The following is an 18,143-nucleotide window of genomic DNA, read 5'->3' on the forward strand; positions in this document are numbered from 1 at the left end:
CTACTTATCAGGCCTGGTCGTCCAACCAGCCCAGGGCATCCGCCACGCTGTAGAAGGAACCGAATACCAGGATTTCGTCATCCGCCGTTGCCTTGGCGCATTGCACCTCGAGCGCGGCTGCGATGTCGGCATGCACACTGACCTGCGCCCCCCGCGCAGACAATGCCGATTGCAGCTCCTCTGCCGGCCGCGAACGCGGCGTCGGCAAGGGCGCGACCGCCCAATCCTGCACCAAGCCGAGCAAGGGTTCCAGCACTCCGCCCAGATCCTTGTCCGCCAGCAGGCCGAAAACCGCCAGGCGCCGACCGCTGAGCGGCCGCGTGGCCAGTCGGCGCGCGAGGTATTCGGCAGCATGCGGGTTGTGGCCGACATCCAGCAGAAGATGACGCGGCTCACCCTTCCAGTTCGCCACGCGACTATCCAGACGCCCGGTCACGCGAGTACGCAGCAGCGCAGCCAGCAACCGCTCGGGTTGCCACGGCAGTTCAAGCAAGGCGTAGACCTGCAGGGCCAGCGCGGCGTTTTCCATGGGCAGGTCGAGCAGGCTCAGGTGATGCAGGCGTAGCGGCGTGCGATCAGCGCCGCGGCCGTGCCAATGCCAGTCGTGCTCGCCAATCGCCAGGTCGAAATCGCGACCGCGCAGCAGCAGCGGCGCACCCAGGGCGCGAGCCTGATCCAGCAGGGGTTGCGGCGGCTCAAGATCACCGCACACGGCAGGCTTGCCGGCGCGGAAGATGCCCGCCTTCTCGAAGGCCACGCTTTCACGGGTATCGCCCAGCCATTCGGCATGGTCGACGCCAATGCTGGTGACCACCGCGACATCGGCATCGATCAGATTGACTGCATCGAGTCGGCCGCCGAGGCCCACTTCCAGAACCACCGCGTCCAGCGCAGCGCGCTCGAACAGCCAGAAGGCCGCAAGGGTGCCCATCTCGAAGTAGGTCAGGGAGATTTCGCCACGCGCAGCCTCGACGGCCGCGAAGGCTTCACAGAGCGCCTCATCGGAAGCCTCGCGACCCTCGATCTGCACGCGTTCGTTGTAACGCAGCAGGTGCGGCGAGCTGTAGACGCCGACCTTCAAGCCCTGGTCGCCGAGCAGTTCGGCGAGGAAGGCACAGGTAGAACCCTTGCCGTTGGTGCCGGTGACCGTGATCACCCGCGGCGCAGGGCGTCCCAGGCCGAGGCGGACAGCCACCTCGCGGGAGCGCTCCAGCCCCATGTCGATTGCGCTGGGGTGGAGCTGTTCGAGGTAGCCGAGCCAGTCGGCGAGGGAACGCTGACTCATCCTGCGAGGGCGGCGCTGGGGGTGTTGGTGAACTTGGCCAGCAGACTGGCCAGGCGCGAACGCATTTCCGAGCGGTGCACGATCATGTCGATGGCACCGTGGGCCAGCAGGAACTCGCTGCGCTGGAAGCCTTCCGGCAGCTTCTCGCGCACGGTCTGCTCGATCACGCGCGGACCGGCGAAGCCGACCAGCGCCTTGGGCTCGCCGACGATGACGTCACCCAGCATCGCCAGGCTGGCAGAAACACCACCGTAAACCGGGTCGGTCAGCACGGAGATGAAGGGAATGCCTTCCTCGCGCAGACGTGCCAGCGCCGCGGAAGTCTTGGCCATCTGCATCAGCGAGATCAGCGCTTCCTGCATGCGCGCACCGCCCGAGGCGGAGAAGCAGATCATCGGGCAACGCTTTTCCAGGGCGACGTTGGCCGCACGTACGAAGCGCTCGCCAACGATGGAACCCATGGAGCCCCCCATGAAGGAGAACTCGAAGGCGCACGCCACGACAGGCATACCCTGCAGCTTGCCGCTCATGGAGATCAGCGCGTCTTTCTCGCCGGTGTCCTTCTGCGCGGAGACCAGGCGATCCTTGTACTTCTTGGTGTCACGGAACTTCAGGCGATCCACCGGCTCGAGGTCGGCGCCGAGCTCTTCGCGGCCTTCGGCATCGAGGAAGATGTCCAGCCGGGTGCGCGCACCGATACGCATGTGGTGGTCGCACTTGGGGCAGACGTCCAGGGTCTTCTCCAGCTCCGGGCGATACAGCACCGCGTCGCAGGACGGGCACTTGTGCCACAGGCCTTCCGGAACCGAGCTCTTCTTAGCCTCGGAACGCATGATGGAGGGGATCAGCTTGTCTACCAACCAGTTGCTCATGCTCTGTTCTCCAATACGGGGACAGTGCGCTTAGCGGCCTGTTGCCTCGCGCTTGTCCGTGAGCAGAAAAAATCACTTTTGGAACCGCGGCCAGGCCACGGTGCCTCGAAATCTCGGCGCGCCCTGGGCTGCGCCTCGCCAAACCGGCCCTCGGGCCGTCGCTGCCATGCAGCGGCTCGCTAGTGGACGGCGCCCGGCCGCCCGCCGTCACATGTCTCAGCGTTCGCTGTCGGCCAGGCGGCATTGCTGGATGAACGCGCGAATCTTCGCGGCATCCTTGATGCCCTTGCTCGCCTCCACCCCGCCGCTGACATCCACCGCATAGGGACGTACTTGGCGAATGGCGTCGGCAACGTTCTCCGCAGTCAGCCCCCCCGCCAATACCAGCGGTCGCGGCATCTGCTCGGGAATCAGGGACCAGTCGAAAGCCGCGCCGGTTCCACCGGGAACGCCTTCGACATAGGTGTCCAGGAGGATACCGGAGGCACCTGGATACTCGGCCGCCTTCGCCGCGATGTCGTCGCCAGCCTTGACCCGCAACGCCTTCAGGTACGGCTTGTGGTAGCCCGAGCAATCGGCGGCGCTCTCGTCGCCGTGGAACTGCAGCATGTCCAGCGGCACGGCATCGAGGATCTCGCCCAGTTCGCAGCGGCTGGCGTTGACGAACAATCCCACGCTGCTGACGAACGGCGGCAACGCAGCCAGAATCTGCCGCGCCTGCTGCACGCTGACCGCGCGCGGGCTCTTCGGGTAGAACACCAGACCGATGGCGTCGGCACCGGCCTCGGCCGCCGCAAGTGCGTCTTCGACCCGGGTAATGCCACAGATTTTGATGCGAACAGCGGTCAAGATGCAGGATCCTTGCAGAAATCAATCAAACGATGGTAGCAAAAGCCCCCAGCCTCGTCAGCCGAGGGTATCGGGCAAAGATGAAAGGAAATGCGGCCCCAGGTAACGCTCCGGCAAATCGAATTCCTCGGGGTATTCCACGCGCACCAGATAGAGCCCGAACGGGTGCGCGGTGACGCCGCCGGCGCGCCGATCGCGCGCTTCCAACACCTCGCTCACCCATTCCGGCGAGCGCTCACCCGCCCCGACCGTCATCAGCACGCCGGCGAAATTGCGCACCATGTGATGCAGGAAGGCGTTGGCGCGAACATCCAGCACGATGAAGCGACCGTGCTCGAGGACCTGCAGGTGATGGACAGTCTTCACCGGTGACTTGGCCTGGCACTGCACCGCGCGGAAGGAGGTGAAGTCGTGGGTGCCGACCAGCGCCGTTGCAGCCTCGCGCATGCGCTCGATATCCAGCGGGCGGTGATTCCAGGTGACTTCCTCGGCCATGTGCGCCGGGCGGATCGGGTCGTTGTAGATGACGTAGCGATAACGCCGGGCCATGGCAGAGAAGCGCGCGTGGAAATGCGCCGGCATGACCTTCGCCCAGGTGACGCTGATATCGGCCGGCAGGTTGGCGTTGCCGCCCATCACCCAGGCCTTCAGGGGCCGCTCTACACGTGTGTCGAAATGCACGACCTGACCACTGCCATGCACCGAAGCATCGGTACGTCCTGCGCACATCACGCTGACGGGCTCGGCCGCCACCTCGGACAGCGCCTTCTCCAGAGAAGCCTGGACCGAAGGCACGCCGCTCTCCTGGCGCTGCCAGCCACGGTAGCGCGCGCCTTTGTACTCGATGCCCAGGGCGATTCTGCTGACATCCGCGGCAGCTACTTCGCCCACCGCGCTCTCGAATTCGTTCAAGACCACCATCCATCCGCCTTGCGGAAAAATCAGCCGGCTATTTTGCCTGGATTGAAGGCCCGCCGCGATCCTCAGCGCTGGCGCCAGCGCGGCACCGCCATGCGCAGGATCTTCAGGCAGAACGCCAGCGAACCCAGGCCGACCAGCAACGCCAGGCCGCGGCGCTCGACGGCGAGTTGCTCGTCCAGACAAGCCTGTAGCTCGACCAGGCTCAGGCCTAGCAGCGCCAGCACGAACAAGGCACCGGCGACATAGACCTTGATGATCAGCAACAACCAGAACCCACGCAGACGCCGCCTCGGCGCCGCAACCAGAGGTTCGACTCCCACCCCTTCCAACCTGCCCCTCCCTGGGAAACCCCGCTTGCAACAGACAACGCTGCGCACCTCGGATGCGCAGGCGCTCACCCTAGCGACAACTTCGGCGCTGACCAATGCAGGCGTGCCGCGTGGGGACGAACGGCGCCGGCGCCAGAAATGACAATGGCAGCCCTAGGGCTGCCATTGTGCTTGCCGCACGCGCCTCAGACGAGGCTTTCGAGCAGCTGGCGAGCTTCCTGCTGTTGCTGGTCGCTGCCCTCGCTGAGCACCTCGTCGAGGATGTCGCGAGCACCTTCGGTGTCGCCCATGTCGATGTAGGCGCGCGCCAGATCGAGCTTGGTCGCCGCCTCATCGGCGCCGGAGAGGAAGTCGAACTCGTCGTCCGCCTCACCCTCGTCCAGCGACGAAGCCTCGTCGCTCGCCGCTTCGGCGAACAGCGGCGCGGCGGCGCTTTCCGGCTCTTGCAGATTGCCCGCGAGCTTATCCAGCTCGGCGTTCACTTCGTCCAGCTGAGCGGCGAAGCTGTCGCTGGACGGCACGGCGACAGGCGCCTCGTCCGGCAGGGACAGGTCGAAGTCATCCGCCAGCGTTTCCGCAGCGGGCGCAGCGTCTTCGGACAGATCGAAGGAGAAGTCATCAGCCGACGCGGCCGACAGCTCGCTTCCCTTTTCGCTCAGGTCGAGCAGGAAGTCCTCATCCTTGTCGAGCGCGGGCGTTTCTGCAGCCGGCAGGTCGAAGGCGAACTCGTCCAGGCTGCTGACTGCAGGCGCGCTTTCGGCCTTGGCCAGGTCGGCGTCCAGATCCAGGTCGAAGGCGAAATCATCGCTCGCCTTCGCAGGCTGCACAGCTTCGTCCAGCTTCAGGTCGGCATCCAGGTCGAAGTCTTCCAGCGACAGTTCGTCAGCCTTGGCTTCGGCGGCCGCCACCGGAGCAGCAGGAATTTCGTCACCCAGATGCAGATCATCCAGACCGAGGTCGAAGGCTTCATCCAGGTCGGAAGCAGCGGCCGGCGCAGGCTCGGCAGCGGCGACCGGCTCATGGTCGAGACCGATATCGTCGAGGTTGAAGTCGTCCAGCTCGTCCGACATGGCTGCAGCACCGGCAGCCGCCAGGCCCAGGCCACCGGCGACGGCGGCCACGGTCGCCATGCTCGGGTAACGGGACTTCAGCTGCTCGACTTGCGGCTCGGCGCCGCCGATTTCACGCAGCTCTTTCTCTTGGCGAGCAAAGCCGTCGCGATCACCGATTTCGGCATAGACCTCCATCAGTTTCAGGCGCAGGTCGTTGCGCTGCGGCTCGTCGTAGATCGCACCCTGCAGCAGCTCTGCTGCCTGGTTGAAACGACCGTAGGCGATATAGATATCGGCCTCGCCCAGCGGATCGCTGGTCTGCGCAGCCACTTTTTCCGGCGCGGCAGCAGCGGTCGGCGCGGAGACGCTTTCTTCGTCGGCCAGGCTCAGGCTGTCGAATTCGCCAGCAGACACGTCCAGCGGCTGCTCGTCGAACGACGGTTCGGCAGCGAACTGCTCGGCAGCGGCACTCTCCTTCTGTGCCGCGCGGCGGCGCATCAGCAGGAGAACCACCAGCAGCGCCAGGATCAAGCTGCCGCCGACGGCGGCCAGCAGGGTCGGGTTGGCCAGCAGTTGCTCGATCAGGCCCGGTTCGCTTTCGACCGGCGCTGGCTTGACCGCGGGCTTGGGCGCCGCCGGCTTGACCTCGGCAGGCTTGGCTTCGGCGGGCTTCGCAGCTTCAGGCTGAGCAGCAGGAGCCGGCGCGGCGGCAGAAGCCGGTGCAGATGGTTGAGCAGCAGGCGCGGTTGCAGCCGGGGTGCCCGGTGCGGCGGCCGGCGCTTGGCCATTAGCCGGAGTGCCCGGCGGAGCAGCCAGTTCGCCTTGCAGGCGGGCGAGTTGCGCATCCTTCAGCTCGATCAGTTTCTGCAGCTTGTCCAGCTGGCTCTGCAGGTCGGTCATGCGGCCCTGCAGGTCGTCGTTCTCGCGACGGGTGCTGTCCAGGCTCTCCTGGGTCACCGCGAGCTTCTCGGAGAGCGCCTTGCCGTCCTTCGCCCCCTTGTCGCCGCCTTTGCCCTTGCCGGATTGACCGGAAACCAGGCGCAGATTGTCCTTTTCCTCGACCTGCGCCGGCGCAGCGCCAGCATTGGCGCGCTGGGTGGCATCCAGCTGACGGCTGCCGGCAGGCAGGCTGCGCCCTTCACGCCAGGCGGCGCGCTGCTGATGAACCTGGTCGTCGGCTTGCGCCGCAGTACGGCTGCGAACCTGCTCTGCGTCGGGCAGGCGCAGGACCTGGCCGCTCTTCAGGCGATTGATATTGCCGCCAATGAAGGCATCCGGGTTCATATCCTGGATTGCCAGCATGGTCTGGTTCACCGTGACGCTGCCGTCAGGACGCGCGCGGGAGGCGATTTCCCAAAGCGTGTCGCGGGAACCGGTGCGGTACTCGTTGCCTTCCAGGCGACGCTGCGGCGCAGCAACCGGAGCGGCTTCGACGGAGCGGGGCGCGGCGGGCGCTACCGGCTGGCGAGCGATCGGCGCCGGGGTCGCAATCGGCGCGCGCGGTGCGGCGGCTTCAGCCACTTGCGGGGAATACAGCGGCGGATCGAGCAGCACGGTGTACTCGCGAAGCACACGGCCGTTCGGCCAGAGCACTTCGACGAGGAAATTCAGGTAGGGCTCCTGCACCGCCTTGTCGGAGGTCACGTGAATGACGCTCTTGCCGTTGGGCTGGACCACGGCGGTGAACTTGAGTCCGGTGAGGAAGTAACTGCGGTCGACCCCGGACTTGTTGAAGTCCTCCGGCGAAGCCAGCTTGGGAATGATCTCGCCTGCGGACAGGTCGCGAATGTCCGACAGGTCGATATCGGCGTTCAAGGGCTGGTTGAGAGCCGAGTGAAGGTGAATCTCCCCCAACCCGAGCGCATGAGCCATGCCCGTGGTCAACGCCGAAGCGGCCGCGATTGCCTGCACCAGTTTACGAAGCCGGACCATATATTAATCCCTTGTTTTAATAGCTTTTTCTGGATTTTCGCGATCTGAATCAGGTAGCTGCTGCCCGTAATTCCCAGCATCAAAACACTGGGAGTTCCCCCGATCAGCCGCCCATCAAGCCAGTTCTATCAAGCTAGAATACTTCTTCAAATATTCGGTAAGTATCTTTTACAGATAGTGTTTTATCAATAATGCGCCCAGCTTCACAGCATTGAGCCCGAAACCTTTTCGCACATTATCAGAAGCAATCCACAAATTAAGCTCGCAGGGATCGAGGAATCCGCTACGGACACGACCGACCTTGATCTCGTCCTGCCCCAGCGCATCGCCGATCACCGTCGGATAATCGTCCTCGATCAGCTCGATGCCATCAGCCGCATCGAGGGCCTGGCGCACTGCCGCCAGATCGACCGGTTCGGCCGTACGCAGGCTCAGACTCAGCGCATCGCCGAAGAACACCGGCGCCAGCAGGCAGCTCACCTGCAGCTGGCCGGAGAGGCCCGGGAACAGCTCGACCAGCTCGTCATGGATGCGTCGCTCGATGGCGCTATGGCCGCAGGCATCCACGCTGCCGACCTGGCCCAGCATATTGAAGGCATATTGCCGATCGACGAGACGCGGCTCCAGCGGACGCGCGTTCAGCAGCTCGGCGGTCTGCCGCGCCAGCTCCTGCACACCTTCACGCCCCAGTTGGGACGCCGACAGGCAAGCAGTCAGGGAAAGGCTGCGCAGCTCAACACACGACGCCAGCGCGACCAGCACTTCGCCGACCTCAGCCGCCGCAGCAGCGGGAGCGCGCAGCAGAACCGGCAGTTGCGCGAGTTCGGCACTCTCGGCGTTCAACACCGGCAGCACCAGCGAACCTTCACCGCTGCCGCTCAGGTCGATCACGCTGCAACCCGACGCCAGCGCGCGCGGCGCGTATTCGGCGACTACTTCGGCGGTGGTTGCGAAAAACGCCAGCTTGACCTTGGCAAAATCGAAAGCGGCCAGGTCGCGCACCCGAAGGTTGCGGCCGCGGAACGGCATCGACTTGCCGGCGGATTCGCCACTGGCCAGCAGATGAATGTCGGCGGCCGGAAAATCTCCCTCGTCCAGCAATTCGACCAAGGCTTCGCCAACCAGACCGGTGGCCCCTACTACGGCAATGTCGACGGACATCGAAAATCCCATGCGCTAGATGGACAACAAGCGCAGCACTTTAATGCGCCCTTCCCCGTCCAGGCAATCGGACGCGAGACTTAACATCGCCGCGGCCGTGGCTATTGCTGCGTCACTTGCTTGGGATCAGTCGGAACCGCGCTCACGGCGACCGGCTCGGCCTTCGCTGCCGGCGCGCTTGCGGCCTGCCGACTACGCTCGGCCAGGCGCGCCACCAGCTCCGCCATTTGCGCGTCCTTGAGCGTCACCAGCTGGTTCAGCTTGTCCACCTGCCCCTGCATGTCGGCGATACGGCTTTTCAGCTCATCACCCTGGCGACGCGCGCTATCAATTCCCTCCTGGGCCAACGCCAGGTGCTCGGCAGTGGCTGCATCAGGTGCCTTGGACGAAGCCTTTGCCTGACCGGAGACCAGGTGCAGGCTGTCGCCTTTTGCAGCGACGGCGGGTGCGGCGGCGGGAACGCTTTTGCGCGCCGCATTCAATTGCGGCTTCCGCTCGCGGTGAGACGCGGCGCGAGACTGCGCTTTGCCGGCCTGGCGCGACACGGTTGGCTGACGTATCACGGCTGAGGAGGCGCTGCCCTGCGGAACATCGAGAGCCGGGCCACTGCTGACGGCAGTCGATATAGGCATCGTCGGCGCAGCCGACGTCGCGACGTAGCTTGGCGGGGCCAGCAGCAAGGGGTACTCGCGCAGCACCTGCCCCTGCGGCCAAGCCACCTGCACCAGGAAATCCAGATACGGCTCGCGCATCGGCCTGGAGGATTTCACGCGGATCACCCCACGACCATTGCGACCGACCTCGGCACTGAAGCTCAGGCCAGTCGCGACGACGCTACGATCCAGACCAAGCCGATCGAACGCCTGCTGTGGCGCCAATGCCACCTTGATCTCGTCAGCGGACAGGTCGCCCAGGCTGCGCAGTTCGATCTGCGCGTCTAGCGACTGACCGAGCGCGGTGCGCGAAGAAATCTCGCCCAGCTCGAGGGCGCCGGCACTGGCCGGGAAGAAGGCCGCCGCGATGGCGCCGGCCAGAACGAAGTGCGAAAAGCGGAACATCCCCATCCCCTGCTGTCGATGACTCCTTCCGGCGACCCCAGCTCGCCGGCCCAGCCCACCAGGGCCGGGGCTGCGAGGATAGCTACAGGCCCGCATCGGCCAGGCCGCGCTCCGTCACAGAAAGCGCGTGCGGCGACGGCGAGTTCTCCGTTCTGTCGAGTGATCGACCTTTTCGACTTGCACAAAGCAAGACGGCCGGCACAGGGCCGGCGTCTTCGAGGGTGTCGCTATCAGCGCTCCAGGAGGATGCGCAGCATGCGCCGCAGCGGCTCGGCCGCACCCCACAGCAGCTGGTCGCCGACGGTGAAGGCACCGAGGTACTGCGAGCCCATGTTCAGCTTGCGCAGACGGCCGACCGGCACGCTCAGGGTGCCGGTGACGGCAGCCGGGGTCAGTTCGCGCATGCTGATCTCGCGCTGGTTGGGGATCAGCTTGACCCAGGGGTTGTGCTGGCTGATCAGGCCTTCGATGTCGGCCATCGGCACGTCCTTGTTCAGCTTGATGGTCAGCGCCTGGCTGTGGCAGCGCATGGCGCCGATGCGCACGCAGATGCCGTCCACCGGGATCGGGCTCTTGAAGCGACCGAGGATCTTGTTGGTCTCGGCCTGGCCTTTCCACTCTTCGCGGCTCTGGCCGTTGGGCAGTTCCTTGTCGATCCAGGGGATCAGGCTGCCGGCCAGCGGCGCGCCGAAGTGCTCGGTCGGCAGGGCGTCGCTGCGGATGATCTCGGCGACCTTGCGGTCGATGTCGAGGATGGCGCTGGACGGGTTGGCCAGGTCATCGGCGACCGAAGCGTTGATCGCGCCCATCTGCTTGATCAGCTCGCGCATGTTCTGCGCGCCAGCGCCGGAGGCGGCCTGGTAGGTCATCGCGCTCATCCACTCGACGAGGCCGGCTTCGAACAGGCCGCCCAGGGCCATCAACATCAGGCTGACGGTGCAGTTGCCGCCGATGTAGTTCTTGGTGCCGGCATCCAGCGACTGGTCGATGACCTTGCGGTTCACCGGGTCGAGGACGATCACCGCGTCATCCTGCATGCGCAGGCTGGAGGCGGCGTCGATCCAGTAGCCCTGCCAGCCGGCTTCGCGCAGCTTGGGGAAGACTTCATTGGTGTAGTCGCCGCCCTGGCAGGTCAGGATGACGTCGAGGCTCTTCAGCTCTTCGATGCTGTAGGCGTCCTTCAGCGGGGCGATTTCCTTGCCAACGGACGGACCTTCGCCACCGACATTGGAGGTGGTGAAGAACACCGGCTCGATCAGGTCGAAGTCCCGCTCTTCCAGCATCCGCTGCATGAGCACCGAACCCACCATGCCACGCCAACCGATCAGACCTACACGCTTCATCGCAACTACACCTTCGAATAAGTAGTGGAACGCCGCTCCAGCCTGTCACTTGTATGGCCTGGAGCGGGCGAACCGGGGAGATTACAGATTCCGCAGCGCGGCGACTACCGCATCGCCCATTTCGCGGGTACCGACTTTCTTGCAGCCTTCGGACCAGATGTCGCCGGTGCGCAGGCCCTGGTCGAGGACCAGGCTGACCGCCTTCTCGATGGCGTCCGCGGCGGCGGTCTGGTTGAAGCTGTAACGCAGCATCATCGACACCGAGAGGATGGTCGCCAGCGGGTTGGCGATGCCCTGGCCGGCGATGTCCGGCGCCGAACCGTGGCACGGCTCGTACATGCCCTTGTTGTGCGCATCCAGCGAAGCGGACGGCAGCATGCCGATGGAGCCGGTGAGCATGGAAGCTTCATCCGACAGGATGTCGCCGAACATGTTGTCGGTGACCATCACGTCGAACTGCTTGGGCGCGCGGACCAGCTGCATGGCGGCGTTGTCGACGTACATGTGGCTCAGTTCGACGTCCGGGTAATCCTTGGCCACTTCCTCGACGATCTCACGCCACAGCTGGCTGGAAGCCAGGACGTTGGCCTTGTCCACCGAGCACAGCTTCTTGTTGCGCACGCGGGCCATGTCGAAGCCGACACGGGCGATGCGGCGGATTTCACTTTCGCTGTACGGCAGGGTGTCGTAGGACTGGCGCTCGCCGTTTTCCAGCTCGCGGGTGCCGCGCGGGGCACCGAAATAGATGCCGCCGGTCAGCTCGCGGACGATAAGGATGTCCAGGCCGGCGACGATCTCCGGCTTCAGGCTGGAGGCACCGGCCAGTTGCGGATAGAGGATGGCCGGACGCAGGTTGCCGAACAGGCCGAGCTGCGAACGGATTTTCAGCAGGCCGCGTTCCGGACGGATGTCGCGCTCGATCTTGTCCCACTTCGGACCGCCGACCGCGCCCAGCAGCACGGCGTCGGCCTTGCGCGCACGCTCCAGGGTCTCGTCGGCCAGCGGCACGCCGTGCTTGTCGATGGCAGCGCCGCCGATCACGTCGTGGGTCAGCTCGAAGCCGAGCTGGAACTTGTCGTTGGCCAGCTCCAGCACCTTGACCGCTTCGGCCATGATTTCCGGGCCGATGCCGTCGCCGGGGAGAACCAGAATCTGTTTGCTCATCACTTCATTCCTTCGGAAATGGTCAAGGCCGCAGGCGCCTTGGGATCGCCTGCAGCCCTTTGCTTGTAGCGGTTATTTGGTAGCCCAGAGCACCAGCACGTCTGTGCTGAAGGAGCCCTCGGCGTCGATCTCGAAATATTCCCGCACCTCGTCACCTACGGAAAGCTGCAGGGCGCGAATGGCCTGGCGCATCACCTCGGGGGTGCGCATGCGCTCGACCCATGAAGTGAACTCCAGGCGCAGACGCTGGCGGCTGCATCCAGTGACTGCCAGCCCCGCTTCGCCGACCAGGCGCGTCCACTCGGACGGCGAATAGTCGCGCACGTGGCTGGTATCGCGCAGCACTTCCACCGCTTGCAGGTGCGTATCGAGCAGCGGCAAACCGGGCGCCGCCACGTCGATGAAGCAGACCACGCCGCACGGCTTCAGCACCCGGCGCACTTCGCGCAGCGCCTGGCCGACATCACGCCAGTGGTGCGCGGAATAGCGGCTGAAGACGAAATCGAATGCGCCGTCCTCGAAAGGCAGGCTCTCGGCGACGCCCTGTTCGGTGCGGATGTTGTCCAGGCCGCGCTCGGCGGCGGCCGAGGCCACCACGTCGAGCATCTGCTGGGAAAGATCGTATGCGACGACCTCACCGGCCAGCGAGGCGATCTGGAAGCTGACATGCCCCGCCCCACAACCCAGGTCCAGCACGCGCGCACCAGTGGTCGCCGACAGTCGCTCGCGCAGCTGGGCAAATTCCTCGCCCTGGGCATGTACGGCGCTGTTCAGGTAAGCGTTGGCCTGAGCGCCGAACTGGCGCTCGACCACGGCTTCGTGGTGACTCTGGGTCATGGCTTTCTCCGTTTGCGGGATGGCGCGACGCTTATCAGGCGTCGCGGAACAACCAGGGTTGGCGCTGTTTGTGGCCGACTTCGAAGTCGCGGATGGCATCAGCGGCTTGCAGGGTCAGGCCGATGTCGTCCAGGCCGTTGAGCAGGCAGTGCTTGCGGAAGGCGTCGACCTCGAAGCTGTACTGCTTGCCGTCCGGACGGGTCACGGTCTGCGCAGCGAGGTCGACGGTCAGCTGGTAACCCTCGTTGGCCTCGCACTGCTGGAACAGTTCGTCGACTTCCTCGTCTTTCAGGATGATCGGCAGCAGGCCGTTCTTGAAGCTGTTGTTGAAGAAGATGTCGGCGAAGCTCGGCGCGATCACGGTGCGGAAACCGTACTCGTCCAGCGCCCACGGAGCATGCTCGCGGGAAGAACCGCAGCCGAAGTTCTCGCGGGCCAGGAGCACGCTGGCGCCCTGGTAGCGAGGGAAGTTCAGGACGAAATCCTTGTTCACCGGACGCTTGGAGTTGTCCTGGTTCGGCTGGCCGACGTCCAGGTAGCGCCACTCGTCGAACAGGTTCGGACCGAAGCCGGTGCGCTTGATCGACTTGAGGAATTGCTTGGGAATGATCTGGTCGGTGTCGACGTTGGCGCGGTCGAGCGGCGCGACGAGACCGGTGTGCTGGGTAAAGGCTTTCATGTTCGGTCTCCTCAGGCCTGCAGCAATTCACGAACGTCGATGAAGCGACCGGTCACCGCGGCGGCGGCGGCCATCGCCGGGCTCACCAGGTGGGTACGACCACCGGCGCCCTGGCGGCCTTCGAAGTTGCGGTTGGAGGTCGACGCGCAGTGCTCGCCGCTCTCCAGGCGGTCCGGGTTCATCGCCAGGCACATGGAGCAGCCCGGTTCACGCCACTCGAAGCCGGCTTCGATGAAGATCTTGTCCAGGCCTTCCTTCTCGGCCTGCGCCTTGACCAGGCCCGAGCCCGGCACCACCAGCGCCTGCTTGACGGTGGCAGCGACCTTGCGGCCCTTGGCCACGGCGGCGGCGGCGCGCAGGTCTTCGATGCGCGAGTTGGTGCAGGAGCCGATGAATACGCGGTCCAGCTGGATATCGGTGATCGCCTGGTTGGCGTTCAAGCCCATGTACTTGAGCGCGCGGACGATGGAGTCGCGCTTGACCGGGTCGGCTTCGACGGCCGGGTCCGGCACGTTCTGGTCGACAGCCAGGACCATCTCCGGCGAAGTGCCCCAGCTGACCTGCGGCTTGATGTCCTCGGCACGCAGCTCGACGATGGTGTCGAAGTGCGCGTCGGCATCGGAAACCAGGTCCTTCCAGGCTTCGACGGCCTTGTCCCAGTCGCTGCCCTGCGGTGCGAACGGACGGCCCTTCACGTACTCGATGGTCTTCTCGTCGCAAGCCACCATGCCCACGCGCGCACCGGCTTCGATGGACATGTTGCAGATGGTCATGCGGCCTTCCATGGACAGGTCGCGGATGGCGCTGCCGGCGAACTCCAGGGCATGGCCATTGCCGCCAGCGGTGCCGATCTTGCCGATCACCGCGAGGACGATGTCCTTGGCGGTCACGCCGAAGGGCAGCTTGCCCTCCACGCGAACCTGCATGTTCTTCATCTTCTTGGCGACCAGGCACTGAGTGGCGAGCACGTGCTCGACCTCGGAAGTGCCGATGCCGTGGGCCAGCGCGCCGAAGGCACCGTGGGTGGAGGTGTGCGAGTCGCCGCAGACCACGGTCATGCCCGGCAGGGTCGCGCCCTGCTCCGGGCCGACCACGTGAACGATGCCCTGGCGCACGTCGTTCATCTTGAATTCGAGGATGCCGAAGTCATCGCAGTTCTCGTCCAGGGTCTGGACCTGAATGCGCGAGACTTCGTCGGCGATGGCTTCGAGGCCGCCCTTGCGCTCGGCCTGGGTGGTCGGCACGTTGTGGTCCGGGGTGGCGATGTTGGCGTCGATGCGCCACGGCTTGCGGCCGGCCAGGCGCAGGCCTTCGAAGGCTTGCGGCGAGGTCACTTCGTGGAGGATGTGGCGATCGATGTAGATCAGCGACGAACCATCATCGCGGCGCTTCACCTCGTGCAGTTCCCAGAGTTTGTCGTAGAGCGTCTTGCCGGCCATCAGAGAATCCTCATCAGCGTCTTTCTATGCCCCTAGGGCTTGTGGGGGAGATGCTATTAGCCCCCGCCGAATAACTCAAATTCATATTTTTTATTCAAAGGATTCCCACACGGAATACGAGTAGGTTATGGTTCCAGCGCCGCTCATGGCCCTCCCGGAGTCACCGACGACATGGATCTCACGAGCCTCAATACCTTCCTCGCCATCGCCGAGTCCGGCAGCTTCTCCGAAGCCGGTGAACGCCTGCACCTGACCCAGCCGGCGGTGAGCAAGCGCATCGCGGCCCTGGAAAACCAGCTCGGCGTGCGCCTGTTCGACCGCGTTGGCCGCGAGGTGACGCTGACCGAATCCGGCCGCGCCCTGCTGCCGCGCGCCTACCAGATCCTCAATGTACTGGACGACACCCGCCGCGCCCTGACCAACCTCAATGGCGAAGTCAGCGGCCGCCTGGTCCTGGCTACCAGCCACCACATCGGCCTGCATCGCCTGCCGCCGCTGCTGCGCGCCTTCACCAAGGCGCACCCGCAGGTCGCGCTGGATATCCAGTTCTGCGACTCGGAAGTGGCCTATGAAGAGATCCTGCACGGCCGCGCCGAACTGGCGGTGATCACCCTCGCACCGGAAACGGCGGAGCCCGTACGCGCCGTGCCGGTATGGGACGATCCGCTGGACTTCGTTGCCGCGCCAGAGCACCCGCTGGCCATGCAGGGCACGGTGTTCCTCGCCGATGTGGCGCGGCACCCGGCGGTATTCCCAGGTGGCAACACATTCACCCACCACATCGTGCGACGGATGTTCGAGGCCGAGGGGCTGACGCCGAACATCGGCATGAGCACCAACTACATGGAGACCATCAAGATGATGGTTTCCATCGGCCTCGCCTGGAGCGTGCTGCCGCGCACCATGCTCGACGAAACCGTGGTGCGCCTGCCGCTACAGGACATCCAGCTCAGCCGCCAGCTCGGCTACATCCTGCACACCGAGCGCACTTTGTCGAACGCCGCGCGAGCCTTCATGGCTTTGCTCGACGCCCAGGCGGTGAAGCCCATGGCCTGCCTGGTCTGACTAAAACGCGAGCAAAGAAAAAGGCGCCTTGCGGCGCCTTTTTCGTTCACGGGGCTATCAGCCTTCCAGCGCCGGGCGCTGGCCGTTGATGGCGATCCGCTTGGGCTTGGCCTCTTCCGGAATGATGCGCACCAGCTCGATGCTCAGCAGGCCGTTCTTCAGCGACGCGCCGCGGACCTCGATGTGGTCGGCAAGGCGGAACGACAGCTTGAAGGCGCGCTGGGCGATGCCCTGGTGCAGGTAGGTGACATCCTCGGAAGCCCTTTCGCGCTTGCCGCCGGTAACGGTCAACACGTCGCGCTCAACTTGCAGCTCCAGATCCTCTTCCTGCAGGCCAGCCGCAGCGACAACGATGCGGTACTGGTCATCGCCGTGTTTCTCGACGTTGTAGGGCGGGTAGGAACTGCCGTTCTCGCTGCGCAGGGCAGACTCGAACAGGTCGTTGAAGCGGTCGAAACCGATGGACTGGCGGAACAGCGGGGCGAGAGAAAGGACGTTGCTCATGGCGGATCTCCTGAATAATCAGCAAGTTATCTGGATGGAGCCTGTCAGCAGAACTCCGGCGCGGGACCCGTTCGGCCTCCCGCACGGATACAGATAAGGTCGCCAAGGAGCATTTCAAGCCCTTTCTGAAACATGCTTTTCGCAGGTGAAATCCCCTCAGGCGGCTTCTTCGATCTCAACCTGCAGCAACCGGTCGATCAGCTCGCAATCGTGCTCGCGGCGAATCTGCGCGAACAGCTCCACCGCTTCGGGATAACTGCGGGTCAGCATGCCCAGCCACTGTTTCAGGCGCCCCGGCGCATAGCGCGGCGCGAGCTTGCGCCGGGCCTGACGCCAGAAGTCGTCGAGCAGCACGCGCACCTCGTCCCAGGCCATCGGCCGCACTTCACGGCCGTCGCGCCAGGCGGCGATCTGCCGGGCCAGGTCGGGACGGGAAACCAGGCCACGGCCGAGCATGATGTCGTCGACGCCGCTGATGGAGCGGCAGCGCAGGTAATCGTCGAGGGTCCAGACCTCGCCATTGGCGAAAACCGGCACCTTGACCGCATCGGCGACGCGGGCGACCCATTCCCAGTGCGCCGGTGGCTTGTAGCCATCGACCTTGGTTCGCGCGTGCACCACGACATGGGCAGAACCCCCATCGGCCAGCGCTCGCGCGCAATCCAGCGCACCATCGGGCGTCTCGTAGCCCAGGCGCATCTTCGAGGTCACAGGGATGTGCGCCGGCACCGCGCGGCGCACGGCCTCGACGATGGAGAACATCAGCTCCGGCTCCTTGAGCAGAACCGCGCCACCTCGGGACTTGTTCACCGTCTTCGCCGGGCAGCCGAAGTTCAGGTCGATCACCGGAGCACCCAGCTCGCAGGCATAGGCGGCGTTTTCCGCCAGGCATTGCGGGTCGGAGCCTAGGAACTGCACGCGCATCGACGTACCGGCGCGGGTCCGGCTGCCGTGCAGCAGTTCGGGCGCCAGCTTCTCGTAGGTAGCGAGCGGATGCAGGCGATCGGTGACGCGGATGAATTCGGTGACGCACCAGTCGATGCCGCCGACACGGGTCAGTACATCGCGGAGAATTTCGTCGACCAACCCCTCCATCGGGGCCAGGGCAATTTGCACGGGGAACAACCTTTACGGGCGAAGGCCGCGGATTCTAGGGACTCGCGCGGCCCAGGCAAAGCCTCGTCAGACCGGCGCGGCGCCGAGTAGCGCGCGACCGTAGCCCTCGATGAACTCCGCCGGCATGCGCTTGGGCTTGCCGCTGGACAGCTCGATGCAGACGAAAGTGGTGCGAGCGCGCAGCAGGGTGACGCCATCGGCCGGACGCACCAACTGGAATTGCCGGTCCATGCGCAGCTTCTGGTCGGACTCGACGATCCAGGTGCCCATCTGCAGTTCTTCGCCTTCGTAAGCGGCAGCCAGGTAGTCGATCTCGTGGCGCACCACCGCCATGGCACGATCCAGGCGGCGGTACTCAGCCAGGTCCAGCCCCAGGCGCTGCGAGTGGCGCCAGGCGCAGCGCTCGAGCCAGCTGACATAAACGGCGTTGTTGGCGTGACCGAGGCCATCGATGTCCTCGGCGTTGACCGCGATGTCGATGACGAAGGGTTCGGGCAGGTCCCAGGCCATGTGCTTGCTCCAGGCTGAGGCCGGGCC

General features: G+C 65.1%; 17 protein-coding genes. 1 reads left to right on the top strand and 16 read right to left on the bottom strand.

Annotated features, from left to right (window positions below; all coding sequences use genetic code 11):
• Nucleotides 1-7 precede the first annotated feature (7 nt).
• The 13 genes from folC to leuC all read right to left on the bottom strand — a co-directional run bounded on the left by folC (nucleotide 8) and on the right by leuC (nucleotide 14,921).
• The gene (gene folC, locus PKB_RS19060; protein ID WP_043253552.1) at nucleotides 8-1,285 is read right to left on the bottom strand and encodes a bifunctional tetrahydrofolate synthase/dihydrofolate synthase; all 1,278 of its coding nucleotides are present in this window, start codon (nucleotides 1,283-1,285) and stop codon (nucleotides 8-10) included.
• Complete coding sequence (accD, locus tag PKB_RS19065; RefSeq protein ID WP_043253553.1) at nucleotides 1,282-2,157, bottom strand: acetyl-CoA carboxylase, carboxyltransferase subunit beta; 876 nt, start codon at nucleotides 2,155-2,157, stop codon at nucleotides 1,282-1,284. The genes folC and accD overlap by 4 nt, the downstream gene beginning before the upstream one ends.
• A gap of 216 nt (nucleotides 2,158-2,373) precedes the next feature.
• On the bottom strand, nucleotides 2,374-3,006 hold the full coding sequence (locus tag PKB_RS19070; protein WP_043253554.1) for a phosphoribosylanthranilate isomerase: 633 nt from the start codon (nucleotides 3,004-3,006) through the stop codon (nucleotides 2,374-2,376).
• 57 nt (nucleotides 3,007-3,063) lie between these two features.
• Nucleotides 3,064-3,918, bottom strand: coding sequence for a tRNA pseudouridine(38-40) synthase TruA (gene truA / locus PKB_RS19075; protein ID WP_043257509.1), 855 nt, complete (start codon nucleotides 3,916-3,918; stop codon nucleotides 3,064-3,066).
• Nucleotides 3,919-3,989: 71 nt separating this feature from the next.
• Nucleotides 3,990-4,247 carry a hypothetical protein gene (locus PKB_RS19080; RefSeq protein ID WP_156958050.1) on the bottom strand — a complete coding sequence of 86 codons (258 nt, stop codon included), beginning with the start codon at nucleotides 4,245-4,247 and terminating at the stop codon, nucleotides 3,990-3,992.
• A gap of 194 nt (nucleotides 4,248-4,441) precedes the next feature.
• The gene (locus PKB_RS19085; protein WP_043253556.1) at nucleotides 4,442-7,240 is read right to left on the bottom strand and encodes a motility hub landmark protein FimV; all 2,799 of its coding nucleotides are present in this window, start codon (nucleotides 7,238-7,240) and stop codon (nucleotides 4,442-4,444) included.
• Between the two features lie 168 nt (nucleotides 7,241-7,408).
• Complete coding sequence (locus tag PKB_RS19090) at nucleotides 7,409-8,401, bottom strand: aspartate-semialdehyde dehydrogenase (protein ID WP_084166677.1); 993 nt, start codon at nucleotides 8,399-8,401, stop codon at nucleotides 7,409-7,411.
• A 101-nt stretch (nucleotides 8,402-8,502) separates the two neighbouring features.
• A complete protein-coding gene (locus PKB_RS19095; RefSeq protein ID WP_052355328.1) occupies nucleotides 8,503-9,459 on the bottom strand; it encodes a type IV pilus assembly protein FimV in 957 nt (318 codons plus the stop codon).
• A 230-nt stretch (nucleotides 9,460-9,689) separates the two neighbouring features.
• On the bottom strand, nucleotides 9,690-10,802 hold the full coding sequence (asd, locus tag PKB_RS19100; RefSeq protein ID WP_043253558.1) for an aspartate-semialdehyde dehydrogenase: 1,113 nt from the start codon (nucleotides 10,800-10,802) through the stop codon (nucleotides 9,690-9,692).
• Between the two features lie 81 nt (nucleotides 10,803-10,883).
• Nucleotides 10,884-11,966, bottom strand: coding sequence for a 3-isopropylmalate dehydrogenase (gene leuB, locus PKB_RS19105; protein ID WP_043253559.1), 1,083 nt, complete (start codon nucleotides 11,964-11,966; stop codon nucleotides 10,884-10,886).
• Nucleotides 11,967-12,038: 72 nt separating this feature from the next.
• Nucleotides 12,039-12,803, bottom strand: a complete 765-nt coding sequence (locus PKB_RS19110) for a class I SAM-dependent methyltransferase (RefSeq protein WP_043253560.1) — start codon at nucleotides 12,801-12,803, stop codon at nucleotides 12,039-12,041.
• A 34-nt stretch (nucleotides 12,804-12,837) separates the two neighbouring features.
• A complete protein-coding gene (leuD, locus tag PKB_RS19115) occupies nucleotides 12,838-13,482 on the bottom strand; it encodes a 3-isopropylmalate dehydratase small subunit (protein WP_043253561.1) in 645 nt (214 codons plus the stop codon).
• Nucleotides 13,483-13,493: 11 nt separating this feature from the next.
• On the bottom strand, nucleotides 13,494-14,921 hold the full coding sequence (gene leuC, locus PKB_RS19120) for a 3-isopropylmalate dehydratase large subunit (RefSeq protein ID WP_043253562.1): 1,428 nt from the start codon (nucleotides 14,919-14,921) through the stop codon (nucleotides 13,494-13,496).
• A gap of 171 nt (nucleotides 14,922-15,092) precedes the next feature.
• On the opposite strand from leuC, the gene PKB_RS19125 reads away from it, so the two are divergent.
• Nucleotides 15,093-15,986, top strand: a complete 894-nt coding sequence (locus PKB_RS19125; RefSeq protein ID WP_043253563.1) for a LysR family transcriptional regulator — start codon at nucleotides 15,093-15,095, stop codon at nucleotides 15,984-15,986.
• 57 nt (nucleotides 15,987-16,043) lie between these two features.
• Here PKB_RS19125 and PKB_RS19130 read toward each other — a convergent pair whose 3' ends face one another.
• The 3 genes from PKB_RS19130 to PKB_RS19140 form a co-directional block, all read right to left on the bottom strand.
• Entirely contained in the window at nucleotides 16,044-16,490 is a 447-nt protein-coding gene (locus tag PKB_RS19130; RefSeq protein WP_043253564.1) for an Hsp20 family protein, read from the bottom strand.
• Nucleotides 16,491-16,646: 156 nt separating this feature from the next.
• Nucleotides 16,647-17,606, bottom strand: a complete 960-nt coding sequence (locus tag PKB_RS19135; protein ID WP_043253565.1) for a tRNA dihydrouridine synthase — start codon at nucleotides 17,604-17,606, stop codon at nucleotides 16,647-16,649.
• 66 nt (nucleotides 17,607-17,672) lie between these two features.
• On the bottom strand, nucleotides 17,673-18,116 hold the full coding sequence (locus PKB_RS19140; protein ID WP_043253566.1) for an acyl-CoA thioesterase: 444 nt from the start codon (nucleotides 18,114-18,116) through the stop codon (nucleotides 17,673-17,675).
• Nucleotides 18,117-18,143: the final 27 nt, after the last annotated feature.

It is taken from the genome of Pseudomonas knackmussii B13, assembly GCF_000689415.1.
Lineage (GTDB): Bacteria > Pseudomonadota > Gammaproteobacteria > Pseudomonadales > Pseudomonadaceae > Pseudomonas > Pseudomonas knackmussii.

Excerpts from the sequence above, each read along its gene's own strand:
- asd (WP_043253558.1), bottom strand. The coding sequence starts at position 10,802 with ATGAAGCGTGTAGGTCTGATCGGTTGGCGTGGCATGGTGGGTTCGGTG.
- PKB_RS19125 (WP_043253563.1), top strand. The coding sequence starts at position 15,093 with ATGGATCTCACGAGCCTCAATACCTTCCTCGCCATCGCCGAGTCCGGC.
- PKB_RS19110 (WP_043253560.1), bottom strand. The coding sequence starts at position 12,803 with ATGACCCAGAGTCACCACGAAGCCGTGGTCGAGCGCCAGTTCGGCGCT.
- leuC (WP_043253562.1), bottom strand. The coding sequence starts at position 14,921 with ATGGCCGGCAAGACGCTCTACGACAAACTCTGGGAACTGCACGAGGTG.
- PKB_RS19090 (WP_084166677.1), bottom strand. The coding sequence starts at position 8,401 with ATGTCCGTCGACATTGCCGTAGTAGGGGCCACCGGTCTGGTTGGCGAA.
- PKB_RS19140 (WP_043253566.1), bottom strand. The coding sequence starts at position 18,116 with ATGGCCTGGGACCTGCCCGAACCCTTCGTCATCGACATCGCGGTCAAC.
- leuB (WP_043253559.1), bottom strand. The coding sequence starts at position 11,966 with ATGAGCAAACAGATTCTGGTTCTCCCCGGCGACGGCATCGGCCCGGAA.
- accD (WP_043253553.1), bottom strand. The coding sequence starts at position 2,157 with ATGAGCAACTGGTTGGTAGACAAGCTGATCCCCTCCATCATGCGTTCC.
- PKB_RS19095 (WP_052355328.1), bottom strand. The coding sequence starts at position 9,459 with ATGTTCCGCTTTTCGCACTTCGTTCTGGCCGGCGCCATCGCGGCGGCC.
- PKB_RS19085 (WP_043253556.1), bottom strand. The coding sequence starts at position 7,240 with ATGGTCCGGCTTCGTAAACTGGTGCAGGCAATCGCGGCCGCTTCGGCG.
- leuD (WP_043253561.1), bottom strand. The coding sequence starts at position 13,482 with ATGAAAGCCTTTACCCAGCACACCGGTCTCGTCGCGCCGCTCGACCGC.
- folC (WP_043253552.1), bottom strand. The coding sequence starts at position 1,285 with ATGAGTCAGCGTTCCCTCGCCGACTGGCTCGGCTACCTCGAACAGCTC.
- PKB_RS19130 (WP_043253564.1), bottom strand. The coding sequence starts at position 16,490 with ATGAGCAACGTCCTTTCTCTCGCCCCGCTGTTCCGCCAGTCCATCGGT.